Source organism: Paractinoplanes globisporus DSM 43857, assembly GCF_000379645.1.
Taxonomy (GTDB): Bacteria; Actinomycetota; Actinomycetes; order Mycobacteriales; family Micromonosporaceae; genus Actinoplanes; species Actinoplanes globisporus.
Map to the genome: position 1 here is coordinate 720,535 of NZ_KB903294.1, position 21,131 is coordinate 741,665.

The window sequence follows — 21,131 nt, forward strand, 5'->3', positions numbered from 1 at the left end:
AACCAGGTCAACGGATCGCCGGGGACTCGCCGATCACACCCGACCGGAGTACGCCGTCGGACGAGCCGGTGCCGCGCAGGACGCGCGCGACGAGGGCCGGGCGCAGCAAGCGGCCCGGAGGGTCGACGAGACCGGCCACGCGGACGAACGACGCGGCGGCCTCGGCGTCGGACGCGGCGGTGGCATGCAGCCGGGACACGTACCGGTTCATCACCCGGCCCACCGGGGTCCGACGCCCCTCGACGCCGGGCAGCGCGAGATCGGCGCCCGACGAGATCTTCCACGGTCCATCGAGCACCCGGGCCAGGTCCCGGAGGAATCCGCGCGGATCCGGGTCGCCGGCGCGCACGTGCTCGCGCAGAACGAGCGCCTCCAGCGCGGCCACGCTCATGCCCTGGGCGTACTGCGGATTGAGCCGGCAGACCGCGTCACCGATGACCAGCAGGCCGGCCGGCATGCGGCGCAGCCGGTCGTAGCGGCGCCACACGCTTTCCGGGAACCGGAACGGCACCGGGTCGTCCAGCGGCTCGGCGTCGCGGATCGACCGGTGAATGTCGGGAAAGGGCAGGCTGCGCGCGAACGCCAGGAACCCGTCCGGGTCGACGGGCGGAACGTCGCCGAGCCGCCCGGTCAGGGTGACCAGCGCCGTTTCCCCGCCGACCAGCTGGACGAGGCCGCCGCGCAACTGCTCGCGGGTGGCGCCGTTGATGACGACCAGGTCGCCGCCCAACGCATCGGCGGACAGCCGGTAGGCGCGGGTGGCATAGGCGAGGCGGATCCCGATCCGCTCCTCGGGCGGCGCGTCGTAGCCCAGCCGTTCGAGCCAGTGCGGTAGCCGGGACCCGCGGCCCGTCGCGTCGACGACGAGGTCCGCAGCCACGTCCTCGGCCGTGCCGTCGTCGGACCGGCCCATGATCCGCGCACCGGTCACCCGGCGGGAGTCGGGTGTCGCGGTCAGCCCGACGATGTCGTAACCCTCGCGCAGCGTGACGTCGGCCCGGCCGAGCACCCGGGCCCGGACCGTCCCCTCCAGCAGCGGGCGGCGCGCGCACAGGACGGTCAACCCGCTGTCGGTCTGCCGGAGCCGGTGGCCGTTGAGATACCAGCGGCAGTTGGCGAGCAGGTCGCCGGCGAGCGCACCCTGCGCGATCAGTTCGGCGGTCAACCCGGGGAACAGCTCCTCCAGGATCTGCTGACCGCGGGCGAGCAGGCCGTGCACGTGCCGCCCCTGCGGGACGCCGCGGCGGTGCTCGCCGGGAACGGGCATCCGGTCGCGGTCGATCAGCGTCACCCGGTCGTACGTATCCGCCAGGACCCGTGCGGCTAGCAGGCCGCCGATGCCGCCGCCGAGCACCAGGGCATGGTCTCCATTTGTCCGCGTCATCGCGACACCTCCTGTTCGCGATGCAGCGTGTACCGGGAAGCAGCTCAGTTCACAGACCAGAAAACGCTCGGTTTGCGCTCACCGGCCGGTCTGTTCGCTCTCCTGCTTCCACATCCATGCGACTACGCGGCCGACAGCCAGGGTGAGGTGCCGCCGATACGTGCTCGAGGGCAGCCCCAGCAGCTCGGCGGCGAGTTCCTGGGTGCGTGCCGGCCGGAGGTAGGTACGGTCGAGCACCCGGTGGAGCTTCTCGTCGCGTGGGTGCTGCCGCAGCTTCTCGGCGGCCTCGTTCACCAGATCCACCAGGACCGCCGGTGCGGGCCGCTCGCCGCCGCGGGCCAGGACGAGTCGCGAGCTCAGCAGCGGGTTGCGGGCCAGCAGATCGGGCCGGCGCAGATCGCGCAGGGCCTGCCTGACGTGCCGTTCATATTCCGGCGGTACGGGCGCGCCGGCGGCGGCCGGGACGGCCTCCCCCAGCAGGTCGGCCCATTTGGCCGGCAGCGGCGCGGTCCTCCAGTCGCGCGCGAACGCGGCGAAGCGACGCCCACCGACCTCGAAATCGGCGTCCGGCGCGCGGTCGTAGCCGGCGTGGGTCCACAGCGGTGTCCAGAAGTCGGCGTCGGCCACGATCAGCAGGTCCCAGCTCAGCCGCGGGTGGCGCAGCACGTGCAACACGTGGTGCACCGACCCGACGTTGAAGATCTGGGAAGCCCCCTGGTACTGGTCCCGGTCCATGAGGAAGCGGACCATGGTCACCTCCTCGCCCGGTTTCGGCGCGGCGGCGTCCATGGCGTACCGCCAGGCGCTGCGCGTCCCCGGATCCGACTCGACGTCCGCCGGGCGGGCATCGTGCAGGGACAGCCAGGCAAGAAAACCCATCACCCGGCGCCCGTGCCGGTAGACGACGAACGACCCGGGTTGCCGGTCGAACCAGTGCGCGGCCAGCGCCGCCGATGCGGCGCCCTCGTGCCGGCGCACGATCGCCACGATCTCCGCCCGGTCCGACGGTTGCGCGGGCTCGCCGAGCGCCTGGCCCATCGTGTCCCACTGGGTCCAGTACCGCCGGAACAACGGATCGCTGTACTCGGTGAAGAGAAAGTCGAGGGCGGCTAGTTGCTCCGCGCGTCCCCGTGCCGCGCGCAGACGCGACACCGCATGCATGCGGATCCGGCGGTGCAGCGTCGTCCGGATCTCCGGGTCGCGCCACGTCAGGTCCGCGACCAGGACATCGCGCGCAAGATCGTGCGGAAAGAGCCCGTACGGTCCGCACTCGACGAACGACAACTCGCGCAGCCACTCGAACGGCGGGTGGACATCCTCCTCGCCGAGCGCCGCACGCAGCACCGCCTCAGTCGTGGTCCTCGCCTCGGCGCACACCTGCAGGGCATGCCGGTGTCGCCCGGTCGGCAACTCGTCCACGAACCGCTGCATCAGGGCCTGCACGACGTCCGGTGCGTGCATCCGTTCGAACAGCGCCCCGCCATCGCCCTGGCGAAGGACATCGATCGCGAGGGCGAGCGCCAGCGGATGGCCGTGGGTGAGATCGACCAGTTCCCGGTGCAGCCGCGCCGGCGCGCCCCTCGAGCGCAGGTATCCGATCGCCTCGCCGTCGCGCAGGTTGGACAGTGCGAGCACCCGGAGCAGGTCCCGCCATCCGGGGTCGGTCCGCCAGGCCGGCGCCGGGGGCCGGCGGCCCGCGAGTACCACGAGAGTCCGCTCGGGAAGCCGGGGCAGGAACTCGTCCCGCAGCCACTCGTCGATCGCCGTGAGGGACTCGTAGGTGTCGACCAGCAACACGGCACGTCCGTCCGGGTCGAACGCCCCGACCGGGTCACCGTCGACCTCCAGCGCCGCGGCCAGCGAAGACACGAAACAGTTCGGAGTGGCTTGGACGTCGCGCCCATCGACGCGGGCAACCGGTATCCCGGTCCGCTCCGCGATCTCGCGGAACCGGTGCAGCAACGCGGTCTTCCCCACGCCACCGGGCCCGTGCACGAACAGGAGCGTGAACGGAGGTTCGTCGCCCTCCAGCGCCGCCTCGAACAACTCCAGCTCTTCGACCCGGCCCGCGAAGGAGGCCCGGCGAGCGGCCTCGATCCGACCTGCGACCGCGCCACGCATCGAGCACCTCCCGGCCCACTTGCTCCCTACCACACCGTAGGACCGCTGCTCGCCCGGCCGTCCCGCGTGCGCGGATTTCTGACAGCCCCGGCCGCTCTTACTCCGACTGCACCACCGTGAAGGGCGGCCGCACACCCTCGGTGAGCTCGGCCGCTGCCTCCAGTGCCATCACCGCGCGTTCCCGGCTGCTGACGGGCGACTTGGCCGTGGAGTGCAGCGACCCCAGGGCGACCAGATAGCCGGACCCCACCGCGGCGTAACCCGAGATCGTGTGCCCGATCTGATAGTCGTGGCCGACCACGTAGAGGCGACCCTGAATGCCGACGAGAAACTGTCCTCCCTGTTCCTGGCCGTCCTCGGTCCGGGCATAGCCGCCCTTGGAGAGGCACTCGCGGGCGGCATCGATGAACGTGGTGGCCATGAACCGGTCGACGTCCCAGGTGTCGGGCTCCCCGACGTCCAGGGAATAACGCAGGAGCTGACCCATCCGATAGCTGGTCGTGAACCCCATCAGGTAAGGCCCCACCTGAAACACCTTGGAATCCGACCGCACCGCAACGTGCCACCCGTCGCTTCCCGCCGAGTCACCACCAATGGTGACGACCCGCCCATCCGTAATCCCGACGATGCACGTCATGAAGCCACTTTCCCCGGCCGCCGACCCGATGCCAACCGTCGTGTCGGCGGCTCCGGGAGGACGGACGGTCCTAGGTCACGCTGGGTGATCGGGCGCAGGGTCGGCGACGATGAAATCGAGGTAGCGCGACAGCTCGACGAGCGGCTTGCCGTCGTTGAAATGGACCCTCGCAATGCAAAGCGCCGGCCCGTATGCCGACACGTCGAGCCGGAACCCGGAGGCCGGGTCGACCTTCACGAATGTTCCGCGGAACGACGAACCGAGATAGTATTCAACCTTCTCGATGAGCCCATCGGTGAGTGGCCTCTCGATGCTGGCCTGGCCAGCTTTCGGCCAGGCGCCCCGGCGCTCGTGCTCCACGATCCGGATCGAGATGTCCACCACCTGCTGCGGCTCGGACGAGGGACGCCATGCATGAATCAGGAACAGATTGCGGTTCTCGACGTAAAGCGCGTCGCGTGCCGAAGCGATGTCCCTGTTGCGGTCCTCGACCCCGGTCGACCCGGTCGTCTTCTGAGCCTCGTCGACGAAATTCTCGAACAGCGGCCGCTCGGCGACGGCCTTGATATAGAGCGGATCGATGGCGACGGACATCCCGGTCGTTTGTGCAGACATAGTTTCTATGGAACTCAGTGTTCTATCGCTCAAGGTCTTGACGCGCAGTTCACGTTGCGCCACCCCGACGACGGCGGCATAGGCTGATGCCAGCCGTTCACCGCCCGGCCTGTCCACATCCTTGTCGCCAGGTCCACTCGGCATGGCGACAAGCTGTTCTATGACTCGCAGATAAGCCGTGACCTCTTCGGTCATGGGTTGTGGAATAACCACACTCCAACGACGGTAAGACTTGAAAAACGCGGTCTTGGCATCGGTGACCGCCGCACGACGATCAACATCTGACGCCAGGGCACCTGGCGGTCCGTCGACAATGGTGAGCCCCTCGTCGTGATATCTGCCGAGTGCCTGGAGGACCTCGGTCACAGCGTCCAGCTGACGTTCGTACAGCTTCTGCTGGTACGGACTGAATCGCGACCGATACGTCAACGCAAGCGTCAACAGGGCCACCGCGACTCCCCCGAGCCCGATTGCAACAGACGCCCAGCTCATCAACAGATCCTCGGTCATCCACTTCGGCGGGTCAGGCCCGTGAAGCCTAGTTTCCGCCGTGCCGACGGTCAAAGGTGCTACAGCCCGGCCTTCTTGACGCCGTATGTGGCCTGTCCGGTGGAGAAGCCTTCGAACTTCAGCTGTTCGATGAGCCCGGAGCGGGAGAAGGAGCTGTACTCCAGGTACTCCGCCGCTTTCTTGGCCGCCTGCTCGTTCCAGTTGGCCTTCTGCGCGTTCACGCCGAAGGTGGCGTCCTTGGTGGAGAAACCTTCGAACTTGAGCTGTTTGATCAGTCCGGAGCGGGAGAAGGAGCCGTTCTCCAGGTATTCGGCTGCCTTCTTGGCCGCCTGCTCGTTCCAGTTTGCCTTCTGCGCGTCCACGCCGAAGGTGGCGTCCTTGGTGGTGAAGCCTTCGAACTTGAGCTGCTTGATCAGTCCGGAGCGGGAGAAGGACGAGAACGACAGGTAGTCGGTTGCCTTGTCGACGGCGTTCTGCTGGGATTCTGTCAGCTGTTTGGTGGGCTCCGGGGCCGGCTCCGCGACGGTCTCGGTGGCCTCGATGGTCGGCGGTTCTGTGGAGCCGAGCGTGTCGATTGCTTCCTGGTCTGCCGTCGGTGCGGTGGTCGAGTCCGCCGCTGTGGTGGTGGCGGCCGCAGCGGGCGCGGCGGTGGGTGTCTCGTCGTGTCCGCCTGCGGCGATGCTGATGATGACCAGACCGGCGAGTACGCCGCCGCCGACCAGGCCGGCCTTTTTGCCCCGGCTCATTTTCTTCTTCGGGGCCGATGCGCGCGTGCAATCAGGCATAGGTATAGACATGAGCGATTCTCCTTGCGCGTGGGCCGGATCAGCGGCAGCGCATTCGGGCCCACCATTCGAACCCGGCCGTCACCAGGCTAAATGCCGACGCCGGCGAATCCATCCGTCGCCCGTACACGGGCGGCAGCTTCACGACCGATTCGTCAATGCCGTTGGTGCTGTCCGGCAGACCGGGGGGATGACGCAGTCCGGGTGCGGGTCGCTCTAGGTCGTCGTTGGTTCTGGGGGCGGCTGGAGGACGCAGAATTCGTTGCCGCCGGGGTCGGCCAGCACGTGCCAGGTCCAGCCGTACTCCTCGATCGGGTCGGTGGTCACACGGCGGGCGCCCAACGCCAGTACTCGGGCGGTCTCGGACTCGAGGTCGGGTACTCGTAGGTCCAGATGCAAGCGATTCTTGGTGACCTTGCTTTCGGCGACCCGCTGCAGGAGCAGCTCAACGCCGTTGCCGTCGGCCGGTAGCAGTTGTTGGTAGCGGCCCGGGGAGCTGGGCTCGGCGCGGTAGCCGAGCACGCCGCACCAGAAGGTCGCCGACCGGTCCAGGTCGAGGCAGTCGATGACGACCGCCAGGACCACGTCGTTTCGGCCGCCGAAGCGCGCGGGCCCGCTACTCATGAGAGCAGGCTACGTCGAACGGCTACCCTGACAGCCGAGGTGTCACGTGAAGGTCTTGTTGACCGGTGGGGCCGGCAACGTCGGGTCGCACGCGCTGCCGGCGTTGGTGGCGCGCGGCCACACTGTGCGCTGGTTCGAGCGGCCGACCACGGCCAAGCGGCGCGCGGCGCGCGACCTGCCGCCGGGCGTCGAGGTTGTCTGGGGCGACGTCACCGACGCCGCCACGGTCCTGCGCGCGACCGACGGCGTGGATGCGGTGGTCCACCTCGCGGCGGTCATCCCGCCGGAGGCGGACGTTGAGCCGGAACGGGCCCGTGCGGTCAACGTCGACGGAACGGCCAACGTCGTGGCGGCGTGCCAGGCACAGCCGGCGCCACCTCGGCTGCTGTTCACGTCCACCTTCGACGTCCATGGGTACACATTGGACAAGCCGCCGCCCCGGCGCGTCGACGATCCACTGGTCGCGACGAACCCGTACACGGAACACAAGATCGAATGTGAAGGGCTGATCCGGGAGTCCGGCCTGACCTGGTGCATCTTCCGGTTCGCCGACGTTCCGATCCTTGGCGTGCGCGACCCACACCCGATCATGTTCGAGATCGGGCTGGACAACCGGATCGAGGCGCTGCACGCCGACGATGCCGGCCTGGCCATCGCCAACGCGGTGGAAACGCCGGAGGTCTGGGGCCGGACACTGTTCGTCGGCGGGGGATCCTCGTGCCAGCTCACGTATCGGGAGTACCTGACCCGGCTGCTGGCGGCGATGGGTGTCCCGCCGTTGCCAGATGGGGCGTTCAGCGACGCGGTCTACGCGACCGACTGGATCGACACCACCGAAAGCGAGGCACTCCTGCACTACCAGCGCCACGACTTCACCGATATCGCCGAGGCCATCGCGGCGAGTCTCGGCTGGAAGCGGCGTCTGGTGCCGTTGGTCGGCCCGCTCGCGCGCCGCGCGATCCTGCGACTGTCGCCCTACCACGGCCGACCGAGCGGCTAGCGGAGCGGTGCCTCGCCGGACCACCGATCCAAGGTCCGAGCGGCCGCGCGGGCCAGCTCCGGGTCGCCGGCCAGTCGCCGGAGCAGGTCGGCGTGGCGGTCGGCGGGGCCAGCCTCCGCGATCGCGGCCAGGGCGTTGTGTCGTACGTCGAGGTCGTCGTCGTGCAGCACGGTGGCGGTCAGCGCCTCGAAGACCGGCGGGTCGTCCAGATAAGGCCCGAGGGACATGGCGGCGTACTGGCGGACAAGCTCGTCGTCGTCCCGCAGCGCCGCGGCCATGGCTCGCCCCGCGTCGCGACGGGCGTCCGGCGCCGGCGGTGGCCACAAGCGCAGGATCTTCATGCACTCGATGCGGGCGAGGTCGTACTCGCCGGGGTCAGCGGTCACCACGGTGAGGAACGCGATCACCTGCGGGTCGGCGGCATGCTCGTCGAGCGCGACGATCGCCTCGACCTTGACGTCATCGTCGGGCGTTGATCGAAACAGGTCGATGAAACGATTCTCGTGCACCCCAGACCTTCCGCTCACCGAACCCCTGCGATCGACGATGATAGGCCGGGCGGGTCAGCGCAGAGAGCGCCGGGCCACGGCCGCGATCTCGTCGGCGATGCTCGGCTGGAGCTCGTCGGGCAGGTCGTGGCCCATGCCCGGATAGGTCACCAGCCGGGCGCCGGCCAGCGCGCGGGCCGTGGCCCGGCCGCCGGACGGCCGGACCAGCGGGTCGGCGTCGCCGTGCACGACCAGGGCCGGCACCCGCAGGCGGCGCAGCATCGGGCGGCGGTCCTCGGCCGACACGACCGCCGCCAGCTGCCGACGGACGCCCGCCGGATCGTGCGCCACGTCGAACAAGCCGGCGGCCGCGGTCCGGATGTCCGCCTCCGGGTGGGGATAGCCCGGCGACCCGATGATCCGGAAGACCCGGACCATCCGCTCGGCCGCCGCGTCGCGGTCCGGCTCGGGCCCGGATCGCAGGACCGGCAGCGCGCGCGGCGACGGCCGCCCGATCCGCGGCGACGGGGTGGACGAGATCGAGGTCAGGCTGCGTACGCGCCGGGGGTGCCGGGCGGCGAGGGTCTGCGCGATCATGCCGCCCAGCGAGACGCCGGCCACGTGCGCGCTCTCCCACCCCAGCGCGTCGAGCACCGCCACCGCGTCGCCGGCCATGTCGGCGAGGGTGTAGCCGCGCCAGCGCCGGGCCAGCGCCGCGAGCAGGGACGGCGCGCCGAGACCGGTCAGGTGGGTGGAGCGGCCGACATCGCGGTTGTCGAACCGGGCCACGGCGAAACCACGCTCGATCAGCAGCCCCCGGAACCGCTCGGGCCAGAAATCCATGGACAACCCGACACCCATGATCAACAGGAGCGGCTCACCCTCCGGGGGCCCTTCCCTCTCGTACGCAATCTGGACGTGGCCGTGTGATGCGGTGCTCGCGGTCATGCAACCAGCGTGACCCTCGCCGGGCCGATCGTCATTCCCGGGAGACGGCGACCTTCACGGGCGCGTGCCATTGGACGCGCCAGCCCGGGCGGAGCACGGCGATCAGGTACGCGAAACTGCAGGTCCACAGCGACATGCTGAGCCCGGTGGCGGCGAGCATGGTGGCGCCGGCGAGGCCGCCGAACGGGATGCCGACCCAGGCCCACGCGGTGATCAGGGTCTGCACCCGGCCGAGCAGCTCGGGCGGGATGCGCTCGTAGGTGAGCGTGCTGATGATCGGGTTGACCAGTCCGGAGCCGAGCCCGGCGATGGCGAAGACGACCACGACGGCGTTGGGCGGGAGACCGGCCGCGAGCGCGACGATGCGGGAGACGCCGCTGGTGACGAAGCCGGCGAGGTAGGCGACGCGGCGGGGCAGGCGATGGCCGATCCAGGCGGCCAGCAGAGCGGTACCGATCGACATGGTGGCGAAGCCGCTGATCGCGACACCGACCAGGGCAGCGCCGTGACCGGCGCTGCGGGCCCAGACCGGGAGCAGGACGGTCAGGAAGGCCTGGTCGGCGAAGTTGGTGAAGACGATCATCGTGACGATCGCCCGCAGCGACATGTCGCCGCGCAGGAAAACGGCGCCGTGGCGCAGCCGGGTCAGGTAGGCGTCACCGGTCGGGGCCGGACGGCGGGTGGCGGCAGTGGTCGCCGGCAGCACAACCGCCGCGAGCAGCAGGGTGGCGACCGCGGACCACAGCGCGGCGGGAACCCCGTACGCGGCGATCAGCAGACCGGCGAGGGCGGGCCCGGCCGCGGTCGCCGTTCGCTCGGCCGCCGTGGCCAGGCCGGTGCCGCGTTCGAGCGGCTGGCCGGCCCCGCTGGTCGCGGTGGGAAGCAGCACGGCCTTGGCCGCGGTCGCCGGCCCGTCGGCGGCGCCGATGAGCGCGGCGACGGCCATGAGCAACCACAACGGCCGATCGCCGGGCATAGCGAGGATGGTGATCGCCGCCGCCGAGGTCAGGTCGCCGGCGGTGCTCACCCGCCGCGGCGCGACCCGGTCGAGGATCGGCCCGGTCAGCGCCTGGATCACGACGAACGGCATGACCTGGCAGAACACGACGAGACCGGTCTCGGTCGGACTGCCGGTCGCGGTCAGGACCAGCCACGGAAGGGCGACGAGCAGGATCCGGTTGGCGGTGAGCGCACCGGCCTGGGCCACCAGCAACCCGGCCAGGGGCCGCCACGACACGAGCATCCCCGGCTACTCCTCTCGCCGCCTGCGGTAGTCAGGGAATCGACGGCCGGATTTTTGGCCGTCTCAGGTCTACGGGTCCCCCGGACCGCGGTGGAGAGGAACTGGACAACTTGGCTCGCACGTCACCCTGGCGGTGCGGTCGGGCCGGTGTGCCGGCCCTCGATTCCTCCCGGTTCGTCGCTGCTGGCGTTCTTCGGGGCGCGGATGACGGGCCGGCCGTTCAGGGTGTGCACCAAGACGCTGCACCGGTCGAGAACCTCGCGCGGGACTCCGATCGGTGCGACATGTCGGATACGCACAATCCGTACGGGTCCTCGTGGGCTGAGGTCGGCGACGGCGGCATCCCACGCGTCGGCATCACCGACGGCGTACGCGTCGGCGAGCTCCTGCAGAATTTGGGCGACCGATTCCCATTGCTGCGGTGGCAGCCGCCAGGACCCCACGTCGTCCAGCAGGGCAAGCACCTCCGTCACCGGTGTCGCGGGCCACCGCGGCGAGCTCATTGCCAGGACGCCCAGAACAGCAGGACCGCCACGGACAGAACGGACAGAATCCCGAGCGCCGACCAGATACCGAAGATCGTGCGCCGCCACCTGCGGTAGACGTCCATCAGACCGATATCCCTTCGTTGTTCAGGATCCAGGAGGTCAGGGTCTCGATGCTGGCGTGCGTTCTCCGGTCGCCGAGCGTGGCGTTGGTGAGGAAGAACCGCGCCCGCTGGAATTCGTGCGTCACGGACCGGACGAGATTTCCCTGATCGAGGGGCCCGCCGAGCCACTCGCGGATGGAGGCGTCGTCGCCGACGCGGGCCGCCGACACCTCGGGGGCGATCACATCCGCCTTGCTGACGACCACCGCGAGGCGGAATCTGGCGGTGTCGATGTTGATCTGATGGAGCGTCTGGATGGTCTCCTGGAAAACGATCAACGGTTCGGTGACCGCCCGGATGGGCTCCAGTTGCCGGCGGCGTTCGTCGCCGAGCCCGTTCCACAGGGCGGGGACGGACAACGGGTCAAGCACGAAAAGCAGCGTTCCGCCGCCGCGAAGGTAGCGGAGCTCGCGAATTCGCTCGGGATCCTGGAACGTCTCTCCCGCGGCGTCGAACATCTTGAGCAGCAGGCGGCGGCCGTTGTGGGTGAGCTGCAGCGAGACCGCGTGCTGGCTGGCCGTCGTGGTCTTGGTGACGGTGCCGCCGCGGGTGTGCAACTCCTTCGCGTGCCGCAGCCAGCGCCGGCTCGGGTCGTCGGCCGGTTCGACCTGACCCTGGGCCCGTTCGAGAAGGGAATCGGTGGCCATCGCGACCGCGGCGAGCAGTTGGGTCTTGCCCGCGATCGGCGACCCGAAGACGGGAAGGATCAACTCGCGCATCCGGCCGGCGTTGCTCTCGAGAGGGTTCTTGCATTTCGGGCAGATCGCGGTCATCCGGTGGCTGCCGAGCATGAGCAGGGTGGGCATGTGGCTTCCGCAGCGGCAGGTGCGATGAATCACGCCGTAGCGCCCGGGGCGAATGTCGTGATGAAGGGTCCGGCAGTTCGGGCATGCGTAGCGCGGGTAGGACACCACCTCGTGACAGTCCGGGTTCGGGCAGGTGATGTGGATGTGCCGCATGGACAGCAGGGCCGAGTCGGCCAGGATCAGGACGTACACGAACGCGATGACGCCGGCCCAGAGAAGGCCTAGCACGGCGGCCTGCGCGACGAACGCCACGAACAGCAGGGCCTCGGCGAGCAGCAATCCGGTGCCGATCGCGGTGAGCTGGGCGGCACCGATGACGGCGTTGCGCTTGTCCGGCGCGTCGTCCTCGGGCGGCAGGAAGCGGCGCTTCTGGACCCGCTCGAACTCGGACTTGATGCCCTGCCGCTGCCGGCGGAGCGCGACGGCGACCGTGTGCCGGACGTCGCGCCAGGCCTGGCCGAAGAGGTACTGCACGTAGGCCGGCTCGCGACCGTCCTCCCACTCGCGCGGCGGGAGGCGCGGGCTGAGTTCCTCGGTGTCGCCGCGCCCGACACCGAGGCCCGACGCCACCCCGCCCGCGTACGCGGTGATCGATCTGCCCGCCTGGATCAGGGTTCCGGCGAGAACGATGAACGGAAAGGCGAGCAGGGAGAAGCCGAGTCGCCAGTACTGGTCCGTGTCCCGGGCCGGCGGTGTGTACGTGTAGTAGGTGTACTGCCCAGGGTTGCCCTTCGTGGCTGCCATCAGCGACCCCACCATCCTGCCCGGGCGCCCTCAGGAGCGCCGCGGCCTCGTCCGAGCAGGCCGCGCACGCGGCCCAGCATGCCGGGTGACAGTTGTTCCATCCATTGCGCGATCCAGGCGACGGTCGCCGGCTGGTGGTCGAGGGCGAGCATGTCGAGCAGCCGGTGCTGTGCGCGGCCGTTCCACCGTCCGACGCTGCGGCGCAGCACTCCGTCCAGTTCGCCGGCGGCCGTGCGCACCGGCGGTGTCGGATTGAGCCGCGCGACTCCGGCCAGCGTCACCAGCGCCGCCAGGGCCGTCTCGACGTCGCCCTCCCGCCGGCTCAGCCGCTGTGACAGGCCCGCGCAGTAGGCGTGGCGCAGACCGGGCATGCCCACCAGCAGCCGGGCGCGGACCGGCGGGTACATCTCGTCGAACCGGGCGGCCAGCACGGCCTCGACCAGTCGCTGGTCGGCCGCCGCGAGGGCCGCGAACCACTTGCGGAACTCGCCGATCGGGCCCGCGTAGTCCTTGCGTTGCCGACTCAGCCGGTGGATCCAGCTCGCGGCGTGCGCCAGCAGGTCGATCCGCGCGCGGGCACGATCGCCGAGGCCCGCGTACACCGCGGTCGGCCGCAGCCGGGCACAGAATCTCGCGTACGCGCCGACGCCTTTCTCGTCGCCGTCGGCGAGAACGGTGTCCTCGATCCGCCGGAGAACCGCCGTCGCGCTCCGTCCCCGATCGTCCAGCAGATCGAGGATCCGGCGGGCCTGGTCCAGCGTCCACGGCCGGTCGCCGAAGAGCATGCTCAACAGCCGGTCGTCGACCGGGCCGGGCCCGGACACGACGGCGGCCAGCCCGTCCACCTCGTCCAGCACGCCGGACCGGACCTCGGCCACCACGACGGCCCGCCGGGTCCACGGCCCGGCGCCGGCCAGCTCCCGCCCGAGCAGGTCGGCGAGCCCGGTCCCGAGGGCGTCCACCATGCGGTCCAGCTCGTCGGCGCCGACCGCGTCCAGGTAGCGCACGACGCCGGCCCGCATCGGCGGCGTCCGGGCCAGAACGTCGCGCAGCAGCTCGTCGTCCGGGTTGTGCAGGACCGCCGGGCCGACTATCCGCTCGCCCGCCCGTTCCAGAGCCGGCGGGTCCAGGGCCAGCCCGGCCGCGTCCGCCCACGCCACCAGCCGGGCCGTCGCCGAGGCCGGCAGGTTCGGAAGCTCCGCCGAGATCCTCTCCACGGCGTGCCGGCGCGCGCGATCGGTGGTCAGCCGCGGCTGGGGACCGGCGGCGGGCTCGCCGGTGGCGCGCAGCCCGGCGAACAGCACGTCAACGGACCGCACCTCGACGGCGTCCAAGAGGCCGGCCGCCGGGCAGCGGGACGCGGCCACGGCGAGGTCGCGCAGCGCCGCCAGATCGGATTCGCCGGGCGCGGCGGTCAGGAACGCGAGCACGGCCCGGCCGACCTCGCCGACCCAGTCGGGTGCGAGCCGGGACGCGTGCTCGGACAGCCAGGCGGCGACCACCGCCGGCTCGTCACGTGCGCTCTCCGGCCCGCGGGGCCAGGTCATCAGCGCGGCGGCGACCACCGGCAGCCAGTCGTCGAAGGACTGTTCGTCCCCGCCGGCGACCTCGGTCGCGCGGGACCACGCCTCCCCCGCGTCGGCCGGGTCGAGCTCGGCGAGAATCCGGGCCAGCGGATGAACGTCGATGGCGCTCACCCGGCCGGCGGTGAAGTCGAACAGGTGGTACGCGGTGAGCTCGTTGCCGCCTAGATCGAGATCGACGCCCCCGATCGCGCCGATCACGTCCACCCGGCTGTACCGGGGGTCACGGTCATACGTCGCGAACGACATCCGCGCTGCCGTCGCCGGGGGGAGCAGGTAACTGAGTGTGGCGATCCAGCGCGCCACCTCGTCCGAGTCCGCTCCGGCGACCACGACCTTCCGCCGCTTGGTCCGTACGGTCTCCTCGGCGGCGGTGAGCAGCGCCGGCAGATGAGCGGCACCCTGATGTTCCCGGAGGAAGACAGCCACGGCCGTCCGGTCGAGAGCCCCGGTCGGCAGCGGCCCCGGCAGCTCGGGCAGCTCGGTGCCGTCGACCTCGTCGCGGACCCAGAACGGAGCCCGCCACAGCTCGATCGGCAGGACCGCGCGCAGGTCGCCGCCGGGGTCGCGGCTGACCAGCGTGTGCGCGAAATAGTTTCCCGGACGCCGGGAGTAGTCGGCGCCGACATAGACGACGTTGGCCAGCAGCGCCGTCGGGCCGGGCAGATAGCACAGGTTGACCGGAGCCCGGCGTACGTTCTCCTCGCTGGGGGCCTGCGCGATGGCGCGCGGGGGCTGGTAGGAGGTGAGCGCCTCCGCCTCGCGCAGGACATCGGGCCCGATGCCCCGGCTCACGGCGTTGAACTGGAAGCCCGGCGCGCCGGACAGCCCCTTGCGGCACGAGGTGTAGTACATCTGCCCGAACGCCATCCTGCGCCTACGCCTTCTTCGCCGGGATCGTTCCGAACGTGCTGAGCAGCCAGAGAAACGGATCCTGGACGCGGCGGGGGTGGACGCCGTACTCGGACACGCGCTGGGCGTCGTGTTCGTCCTTGATGGGACTGGCTCCCAGCGCCGACAGCCCGAAGAAGCGGTAGTGCTCGAAGTTCTGTTCGAGCACGGTCTGCATCCCGCTGCCCTGCCACTTGTCCAGCAGGGCGCCGACCTCGTCATGCACGGCGAGGCTGTCGGCGTTGTCGAACTCGGCGGCCCCGTGCGGCGAGTTCTCGAGCAGCGAGCTCTCCTCGGGCAGCGTGCCGTCGAGAGCGTCCATCTTGGTGAAGGCCACCGCGATCGGCCGCTTGATCCGTTTGCCCTTGGGCGTCGCGAGGGCGTCGTGCAGCAGGTTGGTGATGCGCGAGAGCACGTTCGCCGGATCGTCCTGCGGCGATCCCTGGTCCGGCAGGAGCGTGCCGGGATCGGCCAATGGCCGGGCGCCCCGCATCTGCAGCGGGTCGAGCAACAGGACGATGCCGTCGGCGGCGCCGAGGTATCGGACGTGGCGCTCGACGCTCTCGACCGAGCGCAGGTCCTCCCCCGCCGTGTCGAAGAACGAGAAAAGGCTGCGATCGACCACCTCGGGAAGCACGCGGCGGTGCCGTACCCGGGAGATACTGAACACGAAGGGCCGCCGGCCGCGGTCACCCACCGCGGTGGCCGTCGCCTGGTGCAGCCGGTGGTCGTCGTAGAGCGTGGTCTCGAACTCGGACCGGAAATGCTCCATGGTGTGCTCGTCGGCGCCCAGGACGGCCAGGCCGAACTGGTTGCCGACCTGATGCTGCAGCTCGTGCAGGAGCACGGTCATGAAGACCGTCTTGCCGCTCTCCTTGGCGCCCACCAGGGCGATGAGGCGGGTGTCGGCCTCGCCGAAATGGGTGGGCAACTGGCTGTGGCAGTGGCCGCAGATCCGCAGGAAGGTCCGGCCGTGGCAGTCCGGGTGCACCGCGGAGCGTTTGCCACCGTCGGCCCGGAAGGCGGGAAATCGCGGCTTGGTGTCGCCGGTGTGTGCGGCCAGCAGAGGGTCGATGACCTCTTCGCAGCGCCGGCCGCTGGCACCGATGCGCCCGGCGCACCGGAACATGATCTGCTGGGGTCGTAGCGGCAGATAGCAGTAGGGGCAGTGCAGTCGGGTGGCCATCCTCGTCTCCTCTCAGCCTCGGCGCCGGGCCAGGCTGACGCCCAGCGGACCGGGTGGCTCGGCGAACTCGCAGCACACCGATGGGATCAGGGGTGCCGGTACGGTGCGGGTGACGTCGACCGTGCTGGGATGCCCGGCCGGCAGCCATCGGCCGGGAATGCGGATCAGCACGCGCGGCCCGGACCGCTCGCCGGCGACGGTGAGCGTGAGCTCCGGGATCTCGCAGGCCTGGTCCGTGCTCAGCACCAGGGTCCGGCGTGGGCGCGGCAGCCGGGTGCGCTCCAGCCACCAGGTGACTCGCGGGGCCCGGCCGGCCACCTCGGCGACGACCGGCGCGGACAGGAGCTCGGCGTGGCGCTCGCGGACGACCGTCCGGACCGAGATCGACGCGGGACCGGGGCCGAGCGGCAACAGCACTCCACCGCCGTCCTGAACCTCACGGCGGCCGAACGTGCGGTCACCGGCCGCGGCCCCCGTGGACCATTCGACCCGGGCCTCGTGGGCGTCCGGCGGCCAGATCCACACGACGTGGACGTCGTCGCCGCGGCGGCGGGCGCGCAGGCCCAGCACGGGGGCGGTCAGTTCCACCGCGACGGTGTTGCCGATGACCGCCACCCCCGAGCCCCGGGTGACCGCCGTGAGCAGGAAGCGGCCCTGCCCGGCCGCGGCGGACGCCGAGCACCGGCCGGACGAGTCCGGCTCCGCCGTGGCGGCGACGGCCTCGCCGTACCCGTCGACCTCCGCGGGCGAGACGGTGTCACCGGCGCTCCACGGTGGTTCGGCGGACGCCCGCCGGATCTCGACGCGGCCGCCCGCCGGTGCCGACCAGCTCATCGCCAGTTGTGGCGCGCGGGCACCGGCGACGATCTCGACTCGCAGATCGGACACCGCGGTGGGAGCGTGGTCGGCGACCAGATGCCGCACGACCGGCGTGGACTCGAGCCGTTCGCCGTCCGGGCTCAGGTAGTGGACGGTGATCCGGTAGCTGTAACCCACGCCGAGCTCGACGTCCGGGTCCACGAACCCGGACACCGCTCCGGACCGGGTGCCGATTCGCCGGGCCGGGCCGGCGCCGTCCAGCCTCGACCGGGTGACCACCACCTCCGCCGCCGCCGGATCGGTACGCCAATCGCCCTTGATCGTGTGACCGTCCGCGGTGAGGGTGAGGCCGGCGATCGGTGGCACCAGGGTCACCGGGGCCGCGGCGGCACCGGCCGACGCGACCGTTCCGCGCAGCGCGAAGACCGTGTAGTGCAACGCCGTCGCGGCCGACGGCCCCGTGTCGGTGAGAGTGTTGGCGCTCGTCTCGGCGACCGTTTCCCCGTCGTCCGGCGACACCGCCGGGGTGCCACGGCGGCGTACGAGCCGGTAGACGATGTCGCCGGTGACGGCGGCGCTCGGGTTCCAGCGGACCGTGACCCGGTCGTCGCCCGCGCCGGCGACCACCTCGGTGGGCGGCGGTGGCGGGATGCGGGCCAGGCGGGCCGTGAGATCCGCGTCGTCGCCGGCCAGTCCGGCGGCCTCGGCGAGCAGCCGGGCGGTCTCCTCGGTGCGGCCCGCACGCTCGGCCGCGTCGGCCTTGGCGACGGTGTCGTCCACGGTGGCGACCAGCCGTTCGACGCGCTCGCGGACATCCTTGTCCACCGCGGCAGCGGCGGCCAGCTCCGCCTGCGCGGCGCGCAACCGCCCGGCCGACAGCTCGGCCGCGATGAGGGCGTTGGCGTCGTCCTCCGGACCGGCGCCGCGCCCGGGCCCGGCGGCCAGCGTCACGGCGAGCTCGAGCGCCTCGCCGCGATCCAGGCCCAGCTCGATGAGGCCGTCCGCGGCGAGCATCGGTGGCAGGCCGTTGCCCAGCGCCGAACGGACGATCTCCGCCGCCTCCCAGCGAACCAGCCGGTCGAGGGCGCCCATGCGGTCCGCGGTCAGCATGGTGGTCAGCACGGTCTCGGTGGCGGTCTTGCGGGTGTCGTGCGGCCGTTTGGCCTGCTCCCGCTTGGCCTCGTGCATGAGGTCAGCGGTCAGCCGGCTGCCGCTGCCGCCGGTGAGCCGGAAGCCGTCCTTGAGGCGGAATCCGGCGCCGAAGTCCGCGGCGGAGAAGATCACCTGCGGCGAGATGCGCAGGCCGAGCATGTGCAGGTTGCGGGGCACCGCCGCGGCGGCCGGGACGGGTGCCTGGCTCGGGACGTCCCAGTCCGGGTCGATCAGCTTCACCCCGCCGTCGGCAAGCGCCTTGCGGACGTCCGCGTCGGTCAGCAGGCCCCCGCCGAGCTGGACGAAGTGCGCGAGGGTGGCGAGGGTGACACACGGGATGCCCGCCGCCACCGTGGCGATCCATCCGGAGAGCCGCTGCGCGGCCCGGGCGCGTGCCTCGTCCCGCAGGCGGGTGAAGTCCCCCAGGTTCAGGACGTTCGTCGTGCCCAGTTCCTTGTGCGCGGTGAGCAGGGCCTCGGCGAGCGGTTTGTAGACCTTGGTATTGACCAGCCGGTTCCAGTACTTGACGGTCTCCCGCACGCGTGCCTCGAAGCCGGCCTCGTCCTGGTGGGCGCCGGTGATGCCGTACCGCGCGAACAGGTCCTGCGGTAGCGCGTTGCCGGCTCGCCGGGCCGGGTCGAGCACCCTGGCCTTGTAGTCGTCTTCCCAGTCCTTGCTCACGGAGACGGTCCGGGGGTCAGGCGCCGACGGCGTACTTGGCGACGGCGGACCGGGCCTCGTCCAGACGGTCCTTGCTGAGCCCGGTGATCGCGAGTTCCATCGAGAGCTCCTTGTCGGTGCGTCTCTCGACGGCGTGCACGCGCAACGTGCCCATCTCGTCCATCGCGAACGTCACCTCGACCGGCGACTGCGCCGGCATCGGGGGAAGGTCGTCGATCCGGCCCTCGCCGATCTTGGCGTTGTCGGACAGGCGGGCCGACTCGGTGGCGCCGGCCTGCTCCCAGATCTCGAGGTTGATGCCCGTCATCCCCTCGTACGCGGTGCCGTAGGTCTGGGCCGGCGGCTCGGCCGGCAACGCCGTGTTGGCCCGCAGAAGGTGATCGACGACGAAGCCCTCCGGGTCGGCGTCCTGATCGGCCGGGGCGAGAACCTTGACGCCGAAGGCCCGGGGCACCACGGCGGTCACCCGCTTGCCGACGAGCTGCTTCATGTTCTCGACGTCGATGCCCAGGTCGGCGGCCGCGTCCCGCAGAGCGGCCGGGGCCGGTCCGGCGCCGTCCGCCGCCGCCTCGGGCAGCGCGACGCGAACCGACTCGATGAGGGCGTAGAGAGCGGCGCCCTTGGCCACCGCCAGATCCGGATCGTGGATCCTCGCCTCGAAGCCGAAGCGGGACCGCAGCATCTCCCGCACCGCGGGCATGCGCGTCGATCCACCCACGAGCAGGACGTCGTCGAACCGCTCGACCCCCTTCTCGCGGGCCGTGTCGACGGTCCGGCGGGTGATGTCGTGGGTGCGTTCCAGCAGGTCGGCGGTGGCGTTCTCGAATGACTGGCGGGTCAGCTCCAGCCGGCTGGTCTCGCCGTTCCACCGCATGTTCTGCCGGCGGCTCTCCAGGGTGCTCAGGGCGCGCTTGACGTCCTCGGCGGCGACCGCCAGCTCCTGCAGGAACTCGTCGCTGCTCCCGGCGTCGGAGTCCGGGTGGTCCTCGAGGAACCGCTGCAGAAGCAGGTCGGCGACGCGCTCGTCCCAGTCCGCGCCTCCGAGCTGGTGATCACCGTCGGTGCAGACCACGGTGACGTCCCGCTCGGAGATCTTGATGACCGTCGTGTCGAAGGTGCCGCCGCCCAGGTCGTAGACGAGGATCGTCCGTTCGCCGCCGGCCGAGCCGAACGCGTCGTAGTGCAGCGCCGCCGCGACGGGTTCCGGGACGACGTTCAGGACGTTGAGTCCGGCCACCTGACCGGCGGCCCGGGTCGCCTCCCGCTCCTTCACCCCGAAGTAGGCCGGCACCGTGATGACCACGTCCAGGACCGGTACGTGGGTGCTCTCCCCGGCGGCGCGGGCCAGCTCGCGGAGGATGAGAGCGGAGACCGAGACCGGCGTCTGCACGACGCCGTGGATCTCCAGCTCGGCGCCGTCCTCGCCGATCCGCCGCTTGATCAGCGACACCACCAGATCGGGGTAGAGCCGGGCGGAGTTCTTGGCCTCCCGGCCGACCACCACGTTGTCCGGCGTTTCGAAGAACACCACGGAGGGCGTCGAATCCTCGCCGATCGCATTCTTGATCACGACCGGCCGGCCGGTGTCGTCGACCTGGGCGATACAGGAATATGTCGTTCCCAGATCAATTCCGAAAATCGCCATGGTCAATCCACCGTTCCCACGGTCACGGCCTCCGCGGCCTCGCGATAGAGCTTTACTCGCACCGGCCGGCGAATCTGTCCGGTCTCCTGGTCGATCAGTCCGGCGTGGAGCGCCCGGGCGACGGTGCCGCCCGCCGCGGGATCCGTATTCTCGACCCAGCCGGCGACCACGTGCCGGCCACGCTCGTACGGCTCGCCCGGCTCCGCGGTGACGATGTCCACCCCGTAGCGGGCGAGCGCCATCGCGACATCGTCGGCGAACCCCTCCCAGAGCTGCCGGTCGGCGGCGCGTTCCGGCTGCTCCGCCAGCCGATCGGCCTGCTGGGAGAGCCCGTCGTAGAGCTTCGCGAGGTCGGTCAGGACCGGCTGCAGGACCGTGCGCGCGAGCCCGGCGCGCAGCACCTGGTTCTCCTCGTGCAGCCGGTCGATCACCGCCTCGCGGCGTTCCGACCGCTGGTGGAAGGCGCGCAGGCTCTCGTCGATGGAAGCCAGCGTGCCGGCGAGTGGTTCGCCGTCGCCGGACCGGTCGTCATCCGAATCGGTCACGCGGCACCCCTTTCGGGCGTGATATTGAATTCGGAAACGTCGCGGTCAAGGTAACGCGAGCGGCCCGGCCGAGGA

At 70.9% G+C, this 21,131-nt stretch carries 17 protein-coding genes; 1 reads left to right on the forward strand and 16 read right to left on the reverse strand.

What is annotated here, in order from left to right:
- Nucleotides 1-7 precede the first annotated feature (7 nt).
- From A3CQ_RS0103220 to A3CQ_RS0103245, 6 genes are all read right to left on the reverse strand, one after another.
- Nucleotides 8-1,384, reverse strand: coding sequence for an FAD-dependent oxidoreductase (locus A3CQ_RS0103220; RefSeq protein WP_026205236.1), 1,377 nt, complete (start codon nt 1,382-1,384; stop codon nt 8-10).
- A gap of 78 nt (nt 1,385-1,462) precedes the next feature.
- Nucleotides 1,463-3,505, reverse strand: coding sequence for an AAA family ATPase (locus A3CQ_RS0103225; protein ID WP_020509473.1), 2,043 nt, complete (start codon nt 3,503-3,505; stop codon nt 1,463-1,465).
- 97 nt (nt 3,506-3,602) lie between these two features.
- Nucleotides 3,603-4,031: a hypothetical protein gene (locus A3CQ_RS0103230; RefSeq protein WP_245576980.1), complete on the reverse strand. Its 429-nt coding sequence runs from the start codon at nt 4,029-4,031 to the stop codon at nt 3,603-3,605.
- A 186-nt stretch (nt 4,032-4,217) separates the two neighbouring features.
- Nucleotides 4,218-5,267: a pYEATS domain-containing protein gene (locus A3CQ_RS60460; RefSeq protein ID WP_157295229.1), complete on the reverse strand. Its 1,050-nt coding sequence runs from the start codon at nt 5,265-5,267 to the stop codon at nt 4,218-4,220.
- A 59-nt stretch (nt 5,268-5,326) separates the two neighbouring features.
- A complete protein-coding gene (locus tag A3CQ_RS51280; RefSeq protein WP_020509476.1) occupies nt 5,327-6,013 on the reverse strand; it encodes an Ltp family lipoprotein in 687 nt (228 codons plus the stop codon).
- Nucleotides 6,014-6,268: 255 nt separating this feature from the next.
- Nucleotides 6,269-6,676: a VOC family protein gene (locus A3CQ_RS0103245; RefSeq protein ID WP_020509477.1), complete on the reverse strand. Its 408-nt coding sequence runs from the start codon at nt 6,674-6,676 to the stop codon at nt 6,269-6,271.
- Between the two features lie 46 nt (nt 6,677-6,722).
- Between A3CQ_RS0103245 and A3CQ_RS0103250 the strand changes: the two genes are divergently transcribed.
- Nucleotides 6,723-7,676 (forward strand): NAD-dependent epimerase/dehydratase family protein, encoded by a 954-nt coding sequence (locus A3CQ_RS0103250; protein WP_020509478.1) that lies wholly within the window; start codon nt 6,723-6,725, stop codon nt 7,674-7,676.
- On the opposite strand, the gene A3CQ_RS51285 is transcribed toward A3CQ_RS0103250, so the two are convergent.
- The 10 genes from A3CQ_RS51285 to A3CQ_RS51295 all read right to left on the reverse strand — a co-directional run bounded on the left by A3CQ_RS51285 (nt 7,673) and on the right by A3CQ_RS51295 (nt 21,056).
- The gene (locus A3CQ_RS51285) at nt 7,673-8,185 is read right to left on the reverse strand and encodes a HEAT repeat domain-containing protein (protein WP_020509479.1); all 513 of its coding nucleotides are present in this window, start codon (nt 8,183-8,185) and stop codon (nt 7,673-7,675) included. The two genes, A3CQ_RS0103250 and A3CQ_RS51285, sit on opposite strands and share 4 nt — an antisense overlap.
- Nucleotides 8,186-8,239: 54 nt before the next feature.
- Nucleotides 8,240-9,112 carry an alpha/beta fold hydrolase gene (locus tag A3CQ_RS0103260; RefSeq protein ID WP_040431268.1) on the reverse strand — a complete coding sequence of 291 codons (873 nt, stop codon included), beginning with the start codon at nt 9,110-9,112 and terminating at the stop codon, nt 8,240-8,242.
- A 31-nt stretch (nt 9,113-9,143) separates the two neighbouring features.
- Nucleotides 9,144-10,355 carry an MFS transporter gene (locus A3CQ_RS0103265; RefSeq protein ID WP_020509481.1) on the reverse strand — a complete coding sequence of 404 codons (1,212 nt, stop codon included), beginning with the start codon at nt 10,353-10,355 and terminating at the stop codon, nt 9,144-9,146.
- 122 nt (nt 10,356-10,477) lie between these two features.
- Nucleotides 10,478-10,828, reverse strand: a complete 351-nt coding sequence (locus A3CQ_RS0103270; protein ID WP_026205237.1) for a CATRA system-associated protein — start codon at nt 10,826-10,828, stop codon at nt 10,478-10,480.
- 136 nt (nt 10,829-10,964) lie between these two features.
- Entirely contained in the window at nt 10,965-12,554 is a 1,590-nt protein-coding gene (locus A3CQ_RS0103280) for a TRAFAC clade GTPase domain-containing protein (protein ID WP_157295230.1), read from the reverse strand.
- Complete coding sequence (locus A3CQ_RS56990; RefSeq protein WP_020509485.1) at nt 12,554-15,007, reverse strand: GTPase-associated protein 1-related protein; 2,454 nt, start codon at nt 15,005-15,007, stop codon at nt 12,554-12,556. The genes A3CQ_RS0103280 and A3CQ_RS56990 overlap by 1 nt, the downstream gene beginning before the upstream one ends.
- A 7-nt stretch (nt 15,008-15,014) precedes the next feature.
- Nucleotides 15,015-16,214 carry a TRAFAC clade GTPase domain-containing protein gene (locus A3CQ_RS0103290; RefSeq protein ID WP_020509486.1) on the reverse strand — a complete coding sequence of 400 codons (1,200 nt, stop codon included), beginning with the start codon at nt 16,212-16,214 and terminating at the stop codon, nt 15,015-15,017.
- A gap of 12 nt (nt 16,215-16,226) precedes the next feature.
- On the reverse strand, nt 16,227-18,866 hold the full coding sequence (locus tag A3CQ_RS0103295) for a SaeA-related protein (RefSeq protein WP_026205238.1): 2,640 nt from the start codon (nt 18,864-18,866) through the stop codon (nt 16,227-16,229).
- Nucleotides 18,867-18,882: 16 nt separating this feature from the next.
- Nucleotides 18,883-20,511, reverse strand: a complete 1,629-nt coding sequence (locus tag A3CQ_RS0103300) for an Hsp70 family protein (protein WP_020509487.1) — start codon at nt 20,509-20,511, stop codon at nt 18,883-18,885.
- A gap of 2 nt (nt 20,512-20,513) precedes the next feature.
- Nucleotides 20,514-21,056, reverse strand: coding sequence for a nucleotide exchange factor GrpE (locus A3CQ_RS51295; RefSeq protein WP_020509488.1), 543 nt, complete (start codon nt 21,054-21,056; stop codon nt 20,514-20,516).
- Nucleotides 21,057-21,131 lie beyond the last annotated feature (75 nt).

Bases quoted from the DNA above. Each gene is read 5' to 3' on its own strand.
- A3CQ_RS0103220 (WP_026205236.1), bottom strand. From the start codon at position 1,384: ATGACGCGGACAAATGGAGACCATGCCCTGGTGCTCGGCGGCGGCATC.
- A3CQ_RS0103225 (WP_020509473.1), bottom strand. From the start codon at position 3,505: ATGCGTGGCGCGGTCGCAGGTCGGATCGAGGCCGCTCGCCGGGCCTCC.
- A3CQ_RS60460 (WP_157295229.1), bottom strand. From the start codon at position 5,267: ATGACCGAGGATCTGTTGATGAGCTGGGCGTCTGTTGCAATCGGGCTC.
- A3CQ_RS51280 (WP_020509476.1), bottom strand. From the start codon at position 6,013: ATGAGCCGGGGCAAAAAGGCCGGCCTGGTCGGCGGCGGCGTACTCGCC.
- A3CQ_RS0103245 (WP_020509477.1), bottom strand. From the start codon at position 6,676: ATGAGTAGCGGGCCCGCGCGCTTCGGCGGCCGAAACGACGTGGTCCTG.
- A3CQ_RS0103260 (WP_040431268.1), bottom strand. From the start codon at position 9,112: ATGACCGCGAGCACCGCATCACACGGCCACGTCCAGATTGCGTACGAG.
- A3CQ_RS0103265 (WP_020509481.1), bottom strand. From the start codon at position 10,355: ATGCTCGTGTCGTGGCGGCCCCTGGCCGGGTTGCTGGTGGCCCAGGCC.
- A3CQ_RS0103280 (WP_157295230.1), bottom strand. From the start codon at position 12,554: ATGGCAGCCACGAAGGGCAACCCTGGGCAGTACACCTACTACACGTAC.
- A3CQ_RS56990 (WP_020509485.1), bottom strand. From the start codon at position 15,007: ATGGCGTTCGGGCAGATGTACTACACCTCGTGCCGCAAGGGGCTGTCC.
- A3CQ_RS0103290 (WP_020509486.1), bottom strand. From the start codon at position 16,214: ATGGCCACCCGACTGCACTGCCCCTACTGCTATCTGCCGCTACGACCC.
- A3CQ_RS0103300 (WP_020509487.1), bottom strand. From the start codon at position 20,511: ATGGCGATTTTCGGAATTGATCTGGGAACGACATATTCCTGTATCGCC.